This is a genomic window from Leclercia sp. W6 (assembly GCF_003336345.1).
Taxonomy (GTDB): domain Bacteria; phylum Pseudomonadota; class Gammaproteobacteria; order Enterobacterales; family Enterobacteriaceae; genus Enterobacter.
Window position 1 is genome coordinate 4,265,459 of the sequence record NZ_CP031104.1, and the last position, 15,883, is coordinate 4,281,341.

Here is a 15,883-nt window from a genome sequence, read left to right on the forward strand (position 1 = left end):
GAGAGAAGCGAAATGGAAACTCTGGCCGCCATCAACCGCTGGCTGGCGAAGCAGCACGTGGTTACCTGGTGCGTGCACCATGACGATGAGCTGTGGTGTGCAAATGCCTTTTACTATTACGATCCGCAGCGCGTCGCATTCTACGTCTTAAGCGAAGACAAAACCCGTCATGCGCAGATGAGCGGCAAACAGGCGAAAGTTGCAGGCACCGTCAACGGGCAGCCCAAAACCGTGGCGTTAATCCGCGGGGTGCAGTTCAAAGGGGAGATTCGTCGTCTGGAAGGGGAGGAAAGCGACGTGATGCGCAAGCACTATCTTCGTCGCTTCCCGGTTGCCGCTGCCATGCCAGCTCCGGTATGGGAGATCCGTCTGGATGAACTGAAGTTCACTGACAACACGTTAGGCTTTGGCAAAAAACATCACTGGCTACGCGCCGAGTAAGCGCAACGCCTCACGGTTAAAGGCGATAAGATCTTCTGGCGTCCGGCTGGTAACCAGCTGATCGTTATCGATGACTACCTCCTGATCGTGAAAATCGGCTCCGGCGTTTTTCAGATCGATGGCGATCGATTTCACGCCCGTCAGTTTACGTCCGCGCACTACCTCAGCGCTGATGAGCAGCTGCGGACCGTGGCAGATAGCAAAGACCGGTTTCCCGCTGGAGACAAAGTCCCGGGTAAAGGTCACGAAACGCGTATCGCTGCGTAGCGAGTCCGGGGAGTGCCCGCCCGGCAGTAACAGGGCGTCAAAGTCAGACGGGCTCACCTCATCGATGGTTTTATCGATGGTCACGCTGGCCTCGCCCTTATGGCCTTTTACCGTTTTACCTGCCTCTTTTTCAATGGTGATCACCTCATGGCCCGCCTTACGAAACGCCTCGGCAGGTGAGGTAAATTCTGAATCTTCAAACTCGTCGGTAATCAAGACCGCAATTTTCTTGCTCATGCTTCCTCCGTTGTTTTGGCTTCAGACAGCTTTTTTCCAGCTTGTGGTAAATACTTAACGTTCAGACCACTAAGTGTGGTTGAGTGGCATGAAATCGCATACGGACTAATCTGCAAAGGAGGAGTAATGAGTCAGGTTTTAATTACCGGCGCGACCGGCCTTGTGGGTGGGCACCTGCTGCGTATGCTAATTCAGGAGCGGAAAATCAACTATATTGCCGCCCCGACGCGTCGCCCGCTGGGCGATATTGAAGGGGTGTTTAATCCCCACGATCCGCAACTGACCGATGCGCTGGCACAGGTTCAGGATCCGGTTGATACCGTCTTTTGCTGTCTGGGCACCACCCGGCGTGAGGCGGGCAGCAAAGAGGCCTTTATTCATGCCGATTACACGCTGGTGGTGGATACTGCGCTGACCGGCAAACGACTCGGGGCGAAGCATTTCCTGGTCGTGAGCGCCATGGGGGCTAACGCGCATTCACCGTTCTTCTACAACAAGGTGAAAGGCAAAATGGAAGAGGCCCTGATCGCCCAGAAGTGGGAGCGGTTGACCATTGTGCGACCGTCAATGCTGCTGGGGGAGCGGGAGAAGCATCGCTTCAGCGAGTCGCTGTTTTCCCCGCTTTTCAGCCTGCTGCCCGGCAACTGGAAGTCTGTCGAGGCGCGGGATGTGGCGCAGGTCATGCTGCAGGAGGCGCTTGGTGCAGCACCGGCAGGGGTCAATATTATTCCATCGGCGAAAATCAGGGAGCAGGCGCAGGGAGAAGGATGAGCGCCCTCTGCCAACGGCAGAGGGCAGGGGAGATTATTTGATGTAGGTGAAGGCCGTGGTCACGTGTTTCACGCCGCTCACCCGGCTGGCGATATCCGCCGCCGCTTTACCTTCACGCTCGGTCACCAGGCCGAGCAGGAATACTTCGCTATTCTCGGTGGTCACTTTCACGTTCGAGGATTTCACCTGATCGCTGCCCAGCAACTGGGAGCGCACTTTAGTGGTGATCCAGGTGTCGTTTGAGGCGGCACCCAGGCCAATCGGCTGGCCCTGACGTATTTCGTTAAATACCTCGGTCGTCCCTTCTACACCCATCGCAATTTGTTTCGCGCGGGAGGCAAGCTCGGTATTCGGCGCCTGTCCGGCCAGTAACACCTTGCCCTGATAAGCCGTAACGTTAATGCGCGCTTCTTTCTTAATCTGTTGGTCTTTGGAGAGTGCGCTGTTTACGCGCAGCTCCAGAGTGCCGTCATCCACCTGCGTGCCCACGGTACGCGGGTCGGTCGCGGCTTTGGTGCTCACTGCGGCGGTACCCACTACCGCTGCAGCCACACATCCCTGAAGCAGCAGCGCAGAAATAAGGACTGCGAGGGGCGAAAGTGCCTTCATGTTTACTCCTTAATCATCCTGGTGAGGGAAAAGCGTGTTATCGATCAGATCGCATAAACAGTTCACCGTCAGCATATGCATCTCCTGAATGCGCGCGCTGCGGTGGGAAGGAATACGGATCTCAACGTCATGCGGACCTAACAGCCCCGCCAGCTCGCCGCCGTCGTAACCGGTCAGCGCAACGATGGTCATATCGCGCGTGACGGCCGCTTCCACGGCTTTCACGATGTCGCGGCTGTTGCCGCGCGTGGAGATGGCCAGCAGGACATCACCGGCATGCCCTAACGCGCGCACCTGCTTGGCGTAGATCTCATCATGAAGACGATCGTTGGCAATCGCCGTTAAGACCACGTTATCGGTATTAAGTGCAATGGCAGGTAAACTGGGGCGCTCTGTCTCAAAACGATTGATCATACTGGCAGCAAAATGCTGTGCGTTGGCGGCCGAGGTGCCATTACCACAACAGAGAATTTTGTTGCCGTTAAGCAGGGACTGAACCAGCGTCATCGCCGCGCGGGAGATGGCGTCAGGCAGCGCTTCTGCTGCTGCAATCTGAGTCTGAATGCTTTCCGTGAAGCAAACCTTAATTCTTTCGAGCACGGTATCCCTTAACGATCTGATTTACGCGTCTTCGCCGAAGGCGTTTTTGAACCATTCGATGGCGTTTCCGGTGAAGGCTACCACATCGAACCGGCAATCCACAGTGTCAAAGCTGCCATTATGCCGGGCAAGCCACAACTGGGCGGTGTGTAACAATTTTTGTTGCTTGGCCCGGGTCACGCTGGCGGCGGCCCCACCGTAACGGGATGACTGGCGGTAGCGCACCTCAATGAACACGATGGACGGGCCATCCTGCATGATAAGGTCAATTTCCCCGCCGCGTCCGCGAACGTTGGCGGCGATAAAGCGCAGTCCTTTGCGCTCAAGCCAGCGACGCGCCTGTAATTCGCGCGCGTCGCCGGTCTGTTTGCGGGTTAACTGGCCGGAACGATCTGTCCCTGCTGGTATTTGAGCCATGATAACTTCCTGTTAATCACGCAATCCTGAGTGGCGGTGAGATCGCCGGTGTTGCCGTTAAGGGTAAAGCCCGGCACCTGGCGCATCTGGGTGAAGTGGTTCGCCAGCGCCCAGGCATCCACGCCCATGGCATACAGGCGCGCCAGCGAGTAGTCGTTACGCACGCTGCTGAGTGCCTGCTGCATCAGCTCTGGGTTTGCCCCTGCGAGCATCGGGATTTCGCTGTACTGCAGCCCTTCCATCTCAAGACGGAAGTCCGGGCCTGCGGTGCCCTGTGCGCTGCGTGAGCTGGCGTACAGCGACACGCCCGCCTGGCTGCCGTTACGCATGGCGATCATCGGTTTGATAAAGGCGATCTCTTCCGGGGTGGCGACAATGTAGGCCGCATCGACGTTACCGCCGCCGCTGATCTGCGCATCCGTTGGCGGAGCCGGGATAGTCAGGCCACCAATCGTCACGCTCTGCTGCTGTGGCAGGCTGGCAGTCACCGGGCTACCGCTGAGGGCAATACCCGCTCCGCCGTTCACGCCCGCGCGCAGTTCTGAGGCTGAGCCAAATTTCTGCTGTAGAACAATACCACCGCCCAGCTGTTGCCACTCCTGGGCAAAAGCGTTAGCGACGCGATCGCCCAGTTGGCTGCGCGGGATCAGCAGCAGGGGAGCCTGCTTACCTTGCTCATGGATATGGCGGGCCGCATCGCGGGCTTCGTCTTCTGGCGACAGGGCAAAGTAGCAGACGTTAGGGCGATTCTGCACCTGCTCCGGCTGGTTCAGCGCCAGCACGTTCAGCGGGGTGTTGCTTCTCACCAGCTCGTCCACGTTGTTTTTCAGCAGCGGGCCGACCACGATGCTGGCCCCATCCTGCTGCACCTGATTCAGCACCTGATCGAGCGGCTGGTTGCTGGTGTCATACACTTTTATCTCTGCAGACGGATTACCCATGGCCTGTGGCTGGGCGACGGGCTGCGTCTCTTGTGTCGTGACCGGAGTCTGCACCGGCTCCTGCACGTTGCTTTCCTGCACAACGCCTTCCTGCACGTTGCCTTCCGGCGCGGCGACAGGTTGCGGAGTGGCAGGGGCCTGCACCGGATTCTGAAGCGTGCCTGGCTGAGCTGCGACAGGCTGGGTCGCGGTCAGATCGTTGGTTTCGGCACTGGACGGGCTCACCACATCACCGGCATTAGCGGCCTGGGCGACCTGGGCGGGAACCGCGCTGCCCGCGACGGCGGCAGTACCGTTTCTCGCCGCTTCAAAACCCTGCTGGATCGTGCGGCCAAAGACGGCGGCCTGGCCACCTAATGGCAGCAGCAGAGCAATTTTGCTGGTGGAGGCTGGCTTGAAGTTCTGTACATTAACCAGCTGCGTTGGCAGCATGGTTGCGCCCGGGTTATTCGGGTAGCGGGTTTGCCAGTCTTTAATTCCGGCCTTCAGCATATCCGGATCGTTGCGGTTATCGAACCAGACGCGCTGCAGATCCAGCCAGCCCTGCAGGATATTTTCGTCGGCGTTAATCACCAGCGCATTGGCCTGATCGGGATTCATGGCGGAGAGCGTCTGCCAGGTGGCATCGATATTTTTCTGTTTTTCGGCAGCGGAGAGCAGCGGCTCCTGGGCGATCAACGCCCGCAGCAGCGTCAGGGAAGGGCGACCCTGCTCGGCGGCGATACCGGCCTGCCAGAAACGCGCCTGCTGATTTTTATCCAGCGCGCTGATGTCGATATTGCCGAGGATAGTCTTCGCGCCGGCAGCATCGTTCTGCGCAATTTTCAGCTCTGCGGCCAGCAGCGACTGCTCGCGACGTTGGGTATCGGTCAGATCCTGCGGCAACTGGTTAAACAGATCGGTGGCATGCTGGGTTTTACCCTCTTTCAGCAGTGCACGAATGGCGAGTAATTGCCAGTTGATCCTGGTATCATTCGAGCTCTGCTCCATCTGGTGCAGATAGAAGCCGGAGTCAGCCTGGGCTGTACCCTCCATGTGGGCAGCACTTTGATCGGGCGCCTGTGTGCCACAGCCTGCAAAGAACAGGGCTGCCAGCACCAGCGGAAGGCTGCGCGTGGCTTTATTATGAAAAAACGTTAAGGGTACCATACTGTATCCAGTGATATTTTTTACGCAATGCTTAATATTAAATCGGCAATACGGATGAAACAATGAAACAACACGAAACGGCAGATAATTCTCAGGGTCAGCTATATATTGTACCTACTCCTATCGGGAATTTATCTGATATTACCCAACGTGCACTCACCGTATTGCAAAGCGTTGATCTTATTGCGGCTGAAGATACCCGCCACACTGGCCTGCTACTGCAACACTTCGCCATTAACGCCCGCCTGTTTGCCCTGCACGACCATAACGAGCAGCAAAAGGCCGAGACGCTGGTGGCAAAGCTGAAAGAGGGGCAGAACATCGCCCTGGTGTCCGATGCCGGTACGCCGCTGATTAACGATCCGGGCTATCACCTGGTCCGCACCTGCCGCGAGGCGGGCATTCGCGTCGTACCGCTGCCAGGACCGTGCGCCGCCATTGCCGCCCTGAGCGCGGCGGGCCTGCCGTCTGACCGCTTCTGCTACGAAGGCTTCCTGCCCGCCAAATCCAAAGGTCGTCGCGACGTGCTGAAGGCGCTGGAAGCCGAACCGCGCACGCTGATCTTCTACGAATCAACCCACCGTCTGCTGGAGAGCCTGGAAGACATGGTCGCCGTCTGGGGAGAGGCGCGTTACGTGGTGCTGGCCCGTGAGCTGACCAAAACCTGGGAGACTATCCACGGCCTGCCGGTTGGCGAATTGCTGGCATGGGTGAAAGAGGATGAAAACCGCCGCAAGGGCGAGATGGTGCTGATTGTCGAAGGGCACAAGGCCGAAGAGGACGCCCTGCCTGCGGATGCCCTGCGCACCCTCGCGCTGTTGCAGGCCGAGCTACCGCTGAAGAAAGCGGCCGCGCTGGCAGCAGAGATCCACGGCGTGAAAAAGAACGCGCTGTATAAATATGCGCTGGAGCAGCAGGGAGAGTAAGCTCGTGAGCCGTTATCAACCGCCTTTTACGATTACGTCTGCAATCCTTAATCTGGTGGTTGAAACGGGAGAATTGCTGGGACACTGGGCTGCTTATACGGGGCGAGCTTCACCTCTGCTGCGTAAAGAGAATCGTATTCGTACTATCCAGGCGTCGTTAGCCATCGAGCATAATTCGCTGACCACCGGGCAGGTGACCGCAATTATGGATGGAAAGCGGGTGCTGGCCCCGGCAAAAGATATTCAGGAAGTCAGAAACGCCATCCAGGCCTACGAGCACCTGAATATCTGGCAAGCCAGTCGCCTGAAAGATTTGCTGAGTGCCCATCGGCTCCTGATGAAGGGGCTCGTAGATAATCCCGGGCAACTGCGCCAGGGGGATGTCGGGATCTATTGTGGTAACCAACTGGTGCATATGGCACCTCCTGCGTCTCAGGTACCTCGTCTGGTGGATGAGCTGCTTGGCTGGCTTAATGCCACAGACTTGCACCCGCTGATCGCCAGCTCTGTATTCCACTATGAATTTGAATTTATCCATCCCTTTGCCGACGGTAATGGTCGTATGGGGCGTCTCTGGCAAACACTTATCCTCAGCCACTGGCGTGCCGAGCTGGCCTGGTTGCCGGTGGAAACGCTGATCCACTTTCAGCAAGAGCGGTACTACGCCATCCTTGGGCAGTGTGATAAAGCCAGCGACTGCACGGCTTTTGTAGAATTTATGCTACAAAATCTTGCCGATGCGCTGCGTGAAAGTATCTCAACCCCGCATGCATTGTCGGAACAAATGTCGGAACAAATGTCGGAAAAAGAGGACGCCATCCTACAACTTTTGATTGCCCAGCCAAAGATGACAGCTTCCACCCTGGCCTCAATGCTCGGTGTAACCTCCCGTACGGTAGAACGCTACCTTAGCGCATTACAAAGCAAGGGTAAGGTACAACGGGTCGGTGCCAGAAAAGGTGGGTACTGGCAGGTCTTAAGATAGGCTGCGCTTGTCCTGTCAGACGATATTACTTCTGATATGCAAACCTTCGAAATGTTGAGCATCTGCCAGAACGAAAGGCAAAAAAAAGCATGGCCGGAGCCATGCTAAAAGAGGTTTACTGCAAACTCAGGTCACCGGTGCCGGGTTAAATACCGCCAGCTGGTTATGTAATCCCCATTGATCGGAGAAAGTCTTCTTACGTCCACTCGCCACGTCGAGAATGAAGTGGAACAGCTTCCAACCTACGTCCTCAATGCTCTCTTCGCCGGTAGCGATAGTGCCTGCATTGATATCCATCAGGTCAAACCAACGGTTCGCCAGCTCGGTACGGGTCGCCATTTTAATGACCGGCACCGCCATCAGGCCGTACGGGGTGCCGCGACCGGTAGTGAAGACCTGAACGGTGATCCCGGAGGCCACCTGCTGGGTACCACAGACGAAATCGCTGGCGGGCGTGGCGGCGTAGATCAGGCCACGTTTTGTCGGGCGCTGGCCGGGGGAAAGCACTTCAACGATGGCGCTCTTGCCCGATTTGGCGATGGAGCCCAGCGCTTTTTCCACCACGTTCGCCAGGCCGCCTTTCTTGTTGCCCGGCGACGGGTTGGCGCTGCGGTCGGTCTTGCCCATGTCGAGATAGTTATCATACCAGGCCATCTCCTCCAGCAGGCGTTTGCCCACCTCTTCGTTGATGGCGCGCGGTGTCAGGAGATGGATCGCGTCGCGCACTTCGGTCACTTCGGAGAACATTACCGTGGCGCCGCAGCGCACCAGCAGGTCTGAGGCATAGCCCACTGCTGGGTTGGCGGTCACGCCCGAGAAGGCGTCGCTGCCGCCGCACTGCATCCCCACCACCAGCTCAGAGGCCGGGCAGGTTTCACGCTGGCGCTGATTCAGTTTTGCCAGATGGCGCTCTGCGACCTGCAGAATGTCATCCACCATCGACCGGAAGCCGACATGCTGCTCGTCCTGCAGACGCACGATGCTGGCATCATCCACCGGGATCGCCTGCACATCTTCGGTGCCCTGGAGCAGCTTTTCGGGTTGCAGCTTCTCGCAGCCGAGGCCGATAACCATCACTTCGCCGCCGAAGTTCGGGTTCAGGGCGATATTGTGAATAGTGCGGATAGGGACAATTGCCGCCGGAGCATTGATCGCCACGCCGCAGCCGTAAAGGTGGTTCAGACCCACCACGCCGTCGACGTTGGGGTATTTTGGCAGCAGATCGCGTTCGATGATCTTCACCACATAATCGACCACACCCGCCACGCAGTGCACGCTGGTACTGATGCCGAGCAGGTTTTTGGTGCCGACGCTGCCGTCCGCATTGCGATAACCTTCAAAAGTGTAGCCTTCAAGCGCAGGCAGCGGCTCCGGTACGCGGGTGGCCAGCGGCAGGGTGTGCAGCGGCGGGGCTTCCGGCAGGGCGACCAGCGACTCATCAATCCAGCTACCCTGGGGGATGGCGCGCACGGCGTAGCCGATGACTTCGCCGTAACGCACGATTTCGCCCTGCGCCGGGATATCCACCAGCGCCACTTTATGGCCCTGTGGAATATGCTCGATGAGTTCAAGTCCATCCGGGAAACGCGTTCCGGCTTTTAACCCCTGATCGTTAACAATAATCGCCACGTTATCGGTCTCATGTACCTTAATATAAAACGCGGTCGGCGACGTTTGACGAATTTCGATGTCGGCCATTGTCCAGTATTCTCCAGCGCGTGGGGGATAATTAATTGATCAAAGAGTACCTATATTTTCTTGTTATAAAAAATAAAGACTCTGCTCAGTGGAATAAAGGATGTCAGGCATGGGGAATTAATAATGTGATCGCGATCACTCATTTATGACGGTGGCCTGCCCATAAGGGGAGCAATGGCGAAATCTGTGCATCAGCGCCCAAGGGTTTGTGCATATGCTCAGAATAATATTCACAATAAAACTGATAATTGAGCAATGCGACAATGCGTGGTGGTGGGCGCTTGATTATACTCATTAACGCTTTCATGGATTCGGTTAATTAACTGCAATTATCTCTAATTAGCAAAATAATCAGGATTGCCTCTTTCTTAAAACAATAAAAATAATTTCATTGATGTACCAGAGGAAATAAATATGTTGCTGGATACTACCGTTGAAACTAAAAAGGGTGTCCCCACCCGTTATTTAATATTAATCATCATTTTTATTGTTACCGCTGTCAATTACGCTGACCGCGCCACGCTCTCTATTGCCGGTACGGAAGTCGCCAAAGAGCTGCAATTAAGTGCCGTGTCGATGGGCTACATCTTCTCCGCCTTCGGCTGGGCTTATCTGCTGATGCAGATCCCCGGCGGCTGGCTGCTGGACAAATTCGGTTCGAAAAAGGTCTATACCTACAGCCTCTTCTTCTGGTCGCTGTTCACCTTCCTGCAGGGGTTTGTCGACCTCTTCCCGCTGGCGTGGGCGGGCGTTTCGATGTTCTTTATGCGCTTTATGCTCGGCTTCTCCGAGGCGCCATCCTTCCCGGCTAACGCCCGTATCGTGGCGGCCTGGTTCCCGACCAAAGAGCGCGGTACGGCATCGGCTATTTTTAACGCCGCGCAATATTTCTCGCTGGCGCTCTTCTCCCCGTTGCTCGGCTGGCTGACCTTTGCCTGGGGCTGGGAACATGTTTTCACCGTGATGGGTGTGATTGGCTTTGTGCTGACCGGCATGTGGGCGAAGTTTATTCATAACCCGACCGACCATCCAGGCATAAGCGCCGATGAACTGAAGTTCATTAAGGAGGGCGGTGCGGTGGTCGATATGGACCACAAAAAGCCAGGCGACAAAGCGGCCAGCGGTCCGAAGCTGCATTACATCAAACAGTTATTGTCTAACCGCATGATGCTGGGCGTATTTTTCGGGCAATACTTTATCAACACCATCACCTGGTTCTTCCTCACCTGGTTCCCGATTTATCTGGTGCAGGAGAAGGGGATGTCGATTCTGAAGGTGGGCCTGGTGGCATCCATTCCGGCGCTGTGCGGCTTTGCCGGCGGCGTACTGGGCGGCGTATTCTCGGATCACCTGATTAAGCAAGGCAAGTCGATTACCCTGGCGCGTAAGCTGCCGATCGTGCTGGGTATGCTGCTGGCCTCCTCAATCATTCTGTGCAACTACACCAACAACACCACGCTGGTGGTCGCGCTGATGGCGCTGGCCTTCTTCGGTAAAGGGTTTGGTGCCCTGGGCTGGCCGGTCATATCCGATACCGCACCAAAAGAGATTGTTGGCCTGTGCGGTGGTGTGTTTAACGTCTTTGGCAACGTAGCGTCAATCGTCACTCCGCTGGTGATTGGCTATCTGGTCAGTGAACTGCATTCGTTCAACGCGGCACTGCTGTTCGTAGGGTGTTCTGCGCTGATGGCGATGTTCTGCTACCTGTTCGTAGTGGGTGACATCAAACGTATGGAATTGCAGAAATAAGCAAAGGTATAAGCGATGAGTAACGATATTTTCCCGAACAAATTTAAAGCGGCCCTCGCGGCACATCAGATTCAGATCGGCTGCTGGTCCGCGCTGGCAAGCCCAATCAGCACCGAAGTGCTGGGACTGGCAGGTTTTGACTGGCTGGTGCTGGACGGTGAACATGCGCCGAACGACGTCACCACCTTTATCCCGCAGTTGATGGCCCTGAAGGGCAGCCACAGCGCGCCGGTGGTTCGCGTGCCGACCAATGAGCCGGTGATCATCAAGCGCCTGCTGGATATTGGTTTCTATAACTTCCTGATCCCGTTTGTGGAAAACGTCGAAGAGGCGGTGCAGGCGGTGGCCTCCACCCGTTATCCGCCAGAAGGCATTCGCGGCGTGTCGGTCTCCCATCGCGCGAATATGTTTGGCACCGTGCCGGACTACCTCGCCCAGTCGAACAAGAACATCACCATCCTGGTGCAGATTGAGAGCCAGCAGGGCGTGGATAACGTCGATGCGATCGCCGCCACTGACGGCGTGGATGGCATCTTTGTCGGTCCAAGCGACCTGGCGGCCGCCTTTGGTCACCTGGGTAATGCGAATCACCCGGAAGTGCAGCGCGCCATCCAGCATATCTTTGCCCGCGCCAAAGCGCACGGTAAGCCGTCCGGCATTCTGGCGCCGGTCGAGGCTGATGCCCGCCGTTATCTGGAGTGGGGCGCAACCTTTGTTGCCGTCGGCAGCGATCTTGGCGTGTTCCGCTCCGCCACCCAGAAGTTAGCGGATTCCTTCAAGAAATAATCACCACCACTGAATAAAGAGAGACGCAATTATGACACTGAAAGTTGGTTTTATTGGCCTGGGTATCATGGGTAAACCAATGAGTAAAAACCTCATCAAAGCAGGTTACTCACTGGTGGTTGCAGACCGTAACCCGGAAGCCATTGCCGAAGTGATCGCCGCAGGCGCAGAGACCGCCGCCACGGCAAAAGCCATTGCTGAGCAGTGCGATGTGATCATCACCATGCTGCCAAACTCCCCGCACGTTAAAGAGGTGGCGCTGGGCGAAGGCGGCATCATCGAAGGGGCCAAACCGGGTACCGTGCTGATCGACATGAGCTCCATCGCACCGCTGGCCAGCCGTGAAATCAGCGACGCGCTGAAAGCGAAAGGCATCGACATGCTGGATGCACCGGTGAGCGGCGGCGAGCCGAAAGCTATCGACGGCACCCTCTCTGTGATGGTGGGCGGCGACAAAGCCATCTTCGACAAATACTACGACCTGATGAAAGCGATGGCTGGCTCCGTGGTGCACACCGGTGAGATTGGCGCCGGTAACGTCACCAAGCTGGCAAACCAGGTGATTGTGGCCCTGAACATCGCCGCGATGTCTGAAGCCCTGACCCTGGCGACCAAAGCGGGCGTTAACCCGGATCTGGTGTATCAGGCGATCCGTGGCGGCCTGGCGGGCAGCACCGTGCTGGATGCCAAAGCACCAATGGTGATGGATCGTAACTTCAAGCCAGGTTTCCGTATCGATCTGCACATCAAGGATCTGGCGAACGCGCTGGATACCTCTCACGGCGTGGGGGCCCAGCTACCGCTGACCGCGGCGGTGATGGAGATGATGCAGGCCCTGCGTGCCGACGGGCTGGGAACGGCCGACCACAGCGCCATTGCCTGCTATTACGAAAAACTGGCGAAAGTGGAAGTCTCTCGCTAACAAAGACGGGCGCGGGAACGCGCCCGCTATTTTTGCCTTAAGCGGTAACAGGCTATAACTATGAAAATCGTAATTGCCCCTGACTCTTACAAAGAAAGCCTGTCTGCCACCGAGGTAGCGCAGGCGATAGAAAAAGGCTTTCGGGAGATCTTTCCCGATGCAGAGTATGTTTCGGTTCCCGTTGCGGATGGCGGGGAAGGCACGGTTGAAGCGATGGTTGCCGCCACCAACGGCACAATGCAGCATGCAGTAGTGACGGGGCCATTGGGCGAAAGCGTCAATGCCTGTTGGGGGATCTCCGGCGATGGTGTGACGGCGTTTATTGAGATGGCGGCGGCGAGCGGACTGGCACTGGTTCCTCCGGCACAGCGCAACCCGTTGATTACCACCTCCCGCGGGACGGGCGAGCTGATCCTCGCGGCACTCGATAAGGGCGCGCGCAATATCATAATCGGGATTGGCGGCAGCGCCACCAACGACGGCGGTGCCGGAATGGTGCAGGCGCTGGGGGCAAAACTGACGGATGCCAACGGCACCGAGATTGGCCACGGCGGTGGCAGCCTGATGGCGTTAAACAATATTGATATTTCGTTGCTCGATCCGCGTCTCAAAACCTGCGCGATACGGGTGGCTTGCGACGTGAGCAATCCGCTGATCGGTGAGCAGGGTGCCTCCCGTATCTTCGGCCCGCAGAAAGGGGCGACAGAAGCCAACATCGTCGAGCTCGACAACAATCTTTCCCACTACGCCGATGTGATTCATACCGCGCTGCGTATTGATGTCAAAAATGTCCCTGGCGCGGGTGCGGCAGGCGGCATGGGCGCCGCGCTGATGGCGTTCCTTGGTGCGGAGCTGAAGAGCGGCATCGAAATTGTCACCCAGGCGCTGAATCTCGAAGAGCATATTCATGACTGCACCTGGGTGGTGACCGGCGAAGGACGCCTGGACAGTCAAAGTATTCACGGTAAAGTGCCGGTGGGCGTGGCGCGCGTCGCCAGTAAATATCGCAAGCCGGTCATCGGCATTGCCGGCAGCCTGACCAGCGACGTCGGGGTGGTTCATCAATATGGCATCGACGCGGTGTTCAGCGTCCTGACCAGTATCAGCACCCTGGAAGAGGCGTTCCGCGGCGCGTTTGACAATATTTATCGCGCCTCGCGCAATATTGCCGCCACCCTGCGGGTAGGGATGCTCACCGAAGGGTGACAGCGGGGCGCAAACCCTCTATACTGCGCGCCGAAGCTGACCAGACAGTCGCCGCTTCGTCGTCGTCCCTTTCGGGGGAGACGGGCGGAGGGGAGGAAAGTCCGGGCTCCATAGGGCAGGGTGCCAGGTAACGCCTGGGGGGGAAACCCACGACCAGTGCAACAGAGAGCAAACCGCCGATGGCCCATGCAAGTGGGATCAGGTAAGGGTGAAAGGGTGCGGTAAGAGCGCACCGCGCGGCTGGTAACAGTCCGTGGCACGGTAAACTCCACCCGGAGCAAGGCCAAATAGGGGTTCACATGGTACGGCCCGTACTGAACCCGGGTAGGCTGCTTGAGCCAGTGAGCGATTGCTGGCCTAGATGAATGACTGTCCAACGACAGAACCCGGCTTATCGGTCAGCTTCAACTCTTCAGAAAACCCCGCTTCGGCGGGGTTTTTGCTACGTAGCGGTTGAGATGAATGACTGTCCAACGACGCTATACCAAAAAGAACGCGGCTTATCGGTCAGCTTCAACTCTTTAGAAACCCCGCTTCAGCGGGGTTTTTGCTTTCTGGTGTCAGTAACGTACCAGCGATCAACAACCCGCGCGTGTCGCGGTTTTTTTATTCCTTGAAGTGCGTCACAATGAGAAAAAACGTCCTGCTTCTTTTTTCAAAAGAGTAATTTTTTCTTTTTTCAGTCAAAAGCCACACTAACGTTGTGATTTTTTTCTCTTCCTCTCCGGATATGATATTTCCACACCAATAACAAGCGCCTGCACCTCTCTGGCTCATTATCGCTAATGAGCAGATATCCATAAAAAATAACTGTTTACCCTACAAAATAAGCGAGAGCCTAATGGATACGGCGACAAATAATAGCGTAATTGTGAACGACTCACCGGCAGCAAGACGGGCTGGAATGAGCGAGAGTGAATGGCAAGAAGCAATTAAATTCGACAGCAATGATACCGGTTGGATAATCATGAGTATCGGCATGGCAATCGGTGCCGGTATTGTTTTTCTCCCGGTCCAGGTGGGATTAATGGGCCTGTGGGTTTTTCTGCTCTCTTCCATCATTGGTTATCCGGCGATGTATCTCTTTCAGCGCCTGTTTATTAATACGCTGGCGGAATCGCCGGAGTGCAAAGATTATCCGAGCGTGATCAGCGGTTATCTGGGTAAAAACTGGGGCATTCTGTTAGGAGCGCTCTATTTTGTCATGCTGGTTATCTGGATGTTTGTTTATTCCACGGCGATCACCAATGACAGCGCCTCTTATCTGCATACCTTCGGCGTGACGGACGGTTTACTGTCAGAAAACCCGTTCTATGGCTTATTACTGATCTGTATCCTGGTGGCGATCTCATCCCGGGGTGAAAAACTGCTGTTTAAAGTCTCCAGCCTGATGGTGCTCACCAAACTGCTGGTGGTGGCGGCACTGGGGGTCTCAATGATTGGCATGTGGCACCTCTATAATGTTGGCGCGCTGCCGCCGATGGGGCTGCTGATCAAGAATGCCATTATTACCCTGCCGTTTACTCTCACCTCCATTCTGTTTATTCAGACCCTAAGCCCAATGGTGATCTCCTACCGCTCCCGCGCAAAATCGATCGAAGTGGCACGGTACAAAGCCCTGCGGGCAATGAATATCGCGTTTGGCATTCTGTTTGTGACGGTCTTTTTCTACGCGGTCTCTTTTACCCTGGCGATGGGGCATGAGGAAGCGGTCAAAGCCTATGAACAGAATATTTCCGCCCTGGCAATTGCTGCGCAGTTTATTAGCGGTGATGGTGCGGGTTGGGTAAAAATCGTCAGCGTTATTCTGAATATCTTCGCTGTGATGACGGCTTTCTTTGGCGTCTATCTCGGCTTTCGTGAAGCGACGCAAGGCATCGTGATGAATATCCTGCGCCGCAAATTTCCGGCGGATAAAATCAATGAAACTACCGTACAGCGCGGCATTATGGTGTTTGCCATACTGCTTGCCTGGAGCGCCATTGTATTAAACGCTCCTGTGCTGAGTTTCACCTCTATCTGCAGCCCTATTTTCGGCATGGTGGGCTGTTTAATTCCGGCGTGGCTGGTCTACAAGGTCCCTGCGCTGCATAAATACAAAGGCGTGTCGCTGGTGATTATTATTATCACCGGGCTACTGCTTTGTGTTTCTCCTTTCCTCGCTTTTTCCTGATGTGCA

The 15,883-nt window shown here is 56.2% G+C and carries 15 protein-coding genes and 1 other RNA gene; 10 read left to right on the forward strand and 6 right to left on the reverse strand.

Going from position 1 to position 15,883, the window contains the following annotated elements; all coding sequences use genetic code 11:
- Positions 1 to 12 precede the first annotated feature (12 nt).
- A complete protein-coding gene (locus DVA43_RS20930; protein ID WP_114316593.1) occupies positions 13 to 441 on the forward strand; it encodes a YhbP family protein in 429 nt (142 codons plus the stop codon).
- Here the strand turns inward: DVA43_RS20930 and DVA43_RS20935 are convergent.
- Positions 427 to 945 carry a type 1 glutamine amidotransferase domain-containing protein gene (locus DVA43_RS20935; protein ID WP_103824906.1) on the reverse strand — a complete coding sequence of 173 codons (519 nt, stop codon included), beginning with the start codon at positions 943 to 945 and terminating at the stop codon, positions 427 to 429. The genes DVA43_RS20930 and DVA43_RS20935 overlap by 15 nt on opposite strands.
- Positions 946 to 1,071: 126 nt before the next feature.
- Between DVA43_RS20935 and DVA43_RS20940 the strand changes: the two genes are divergently transcribed.
- Positions 1,072 to 1,716, forward strand: a complete 645-nt coding sequence (locus DVA43_RS20940) for an NAD(P)H-binding protein (protein ID WP_114316594.1) — start codon at positions 1,072 to 1,074, stop codon at positions 1,714 to 1,716.
- Positions 1,717 to 1,749: 33 nt separating this feature from the next.
- On the opposite strand, the gene dolP is transcribed toward DVA43_RS20940, so the two are convergent.
- Genes dolP through DVA43_RS20960 form a run of 4 tightly spaced genes read right to left on the reverse strand, consistent with a single transcriptional unit; the run spans position 1,750 to position 5,432 of the window.
- Positions 1,750 to 2,325 carry a division/outer membrane stress-associated lipid-binding lipoprotein gene (gene dolP, locus DVA43_RS20945; protein ID WP_103177149.1) on the reverse strand — a complete coding sequence of 192 codons (576 nt, stop codon included), beginning with the start codon at positions 2,323 to 2,325 and terminating at the stop codon, positions 1,750 to 1,752.
- 9 nt (positions 2,326 to 2,334) lie between these two features.
- Complete coding sequence (gene diaA / locus DVA43_RS20950; protein WP_032614385.1) at positions 2,335 to 2,925, reverse strand: DnaA initiator-associating protein DiaA; 591 nt, start codon at positions 2,923 to 2,925, stop codon at positions 2,335 to 2,337.
- 21 nt (positions 2,926 to 2,946) lie between these two features.
- The gene (locus tag DVA43_RS20955) at positions 2,947 to 3,342 is read right to left on the reverse strand and encodes a YraN family protein (RefSeq protein WP_103177148.1); all 396 of its coding nucleotides are present in this window, start codon (positions 3,340 to 3,342) and stop codon (positions 2,947 to 2,949) included.
- Positions 3,300 to 5,432: a penicillin-binding protein activator gene (locus DVA43_RS20960; protein WP_114316595.1), complete on the reverse strand. Its 2,133-nt coding sequence runs from the start codon at positions 5,430 to 5,432 to the stop codon at positions 3,300 to 3,302. The genes DVA43_RS20955 and DVA43_RS20960 overlap by 43 nt, the downstream gene beginning before the upstream one ends.
- Positions 5,433 to 5,494: 62 nt before the next feature.
- Between DVA43_RS20960 and rsmI the strand changes: the two genes are divergently transcribed.
- Positions 5,495 to 6,358, forward strand: a complete 864-nt coding sequence (gene rsmI, locus DVA43_RS20965) for a 16S rRNA (cytidine(1402)-2'-O)-methyltransferase (RefSeq protein ID WP_103177146.1) — start codon at positions 5,495 to 5,497, stop codon at positions 6,356 to 6,358.
- Between the two features lie 4 nt (positions 6,359 to 6,362).
- The gene (locus DVA43_RS20970; protein WP_114316596.1) at positions 6,363 to 7,343 is read left to right on the forward strand and encodes a Fic family protein; all 981 of its coding nucleotides are present in this window, start codon (positions 6,363 to 6,365) and stop codon (positions 7,341 to 7,343) included.
- Between the two features lie 126 nt (positions 7,344 to 7,469).
- Here DVA43_RS20970 and garD read toward each other — a convergent pair whose 3' ends face one another.
- A complete protein-coding gene (gene garD, locus DVA43_RS20975) occupies positions 7,470 to 9,041 on the reverse strand; it encodes a galactarate dehydratase (protein WP_103824902.1) in 1,572 nt (523 codons plus the stop codon).
- Between the two features lie 414 nt (positions 9,042 to 9,455).
- Here garD and DVA43_RS20980 point away from each other — a divergent pair, with 414 nt between their 5' ends.
- The 6 genes from DVA43_RS20980 (at position 9,456) to DVA43_RS21005 (ending at position 15,877) form a co-directional block, all read left to right on the forward strand.
- Positions 9,456 to 10,790, forward strand: a complete 1,335-nt coding sequence (locus DVA43_RS20980; RefSeq protein ID WP_114316597.1) for an MFS transporter — start codon at positions 9,456 to 9,458, stop codon at positions 10,788 to 10,790.
- A gap of 15 nt (positions 10,791 to 10,805) precedes the next feature.
- A complete protein-coding gene (garL, locus tag DVA43_RS20985; RefSeq protein ID WP_039031683.1) occupies positions 10,806 to 11,576 on the forward strand; it encodes a 2-dehydro-3-deoxyglucarate aldolase in 771 nt (256 codons plus the stop codon).
- A gap of 31 nt (positions 11,577 to 11,607) precedes the next feature.
- Positions 11,608 to 12,498, forward strand: coding sequence for a 2-hydroxy-3-oxopropionate reductase (gene garR / locus DVA43_RS20990; RefSeq protein WP_114316598.1), 891 nt, complete (start codon positions 11,608 to 11,610; stop codon positions 12,496 to 12,498).
- A 60-nt stretch (positions 12,499 to 12,558) separates the two neighbouring features.
- Entirely contained in the window at positions 12,559 to 13,704 is a 1,146-nt protein-coding gene (garK, locus tag DVA43_RS20995; protein ID WP_114316599.1) for a glycerate 2-kinase, read from the forward strand.
- Between the two features lie 32 nt (positions 13,705 to 13,736).
- Positions 13,737 to 14,114: RNase P RNA component class A (rnpB, locus tag DVA43_RS21000), an RNA gene on the forward strand.
- Positions 14,115 to 14,545: 431 nt separating this feature from the next.
- Positions 14,546 to 15,877: an amino acid permease gene (locus tag DVA43_RS21005; protein WP_114316600.1), complete on the forward strand. Its 1,332-nt coding sequence runs from the start codon at positions 14,546 to 14,548 to the stop codon at positions 15,875 to 15,877.
- The last annotated feature ends 6 nt before the right edge of the window (positions 15,878 to 15,883 follow it).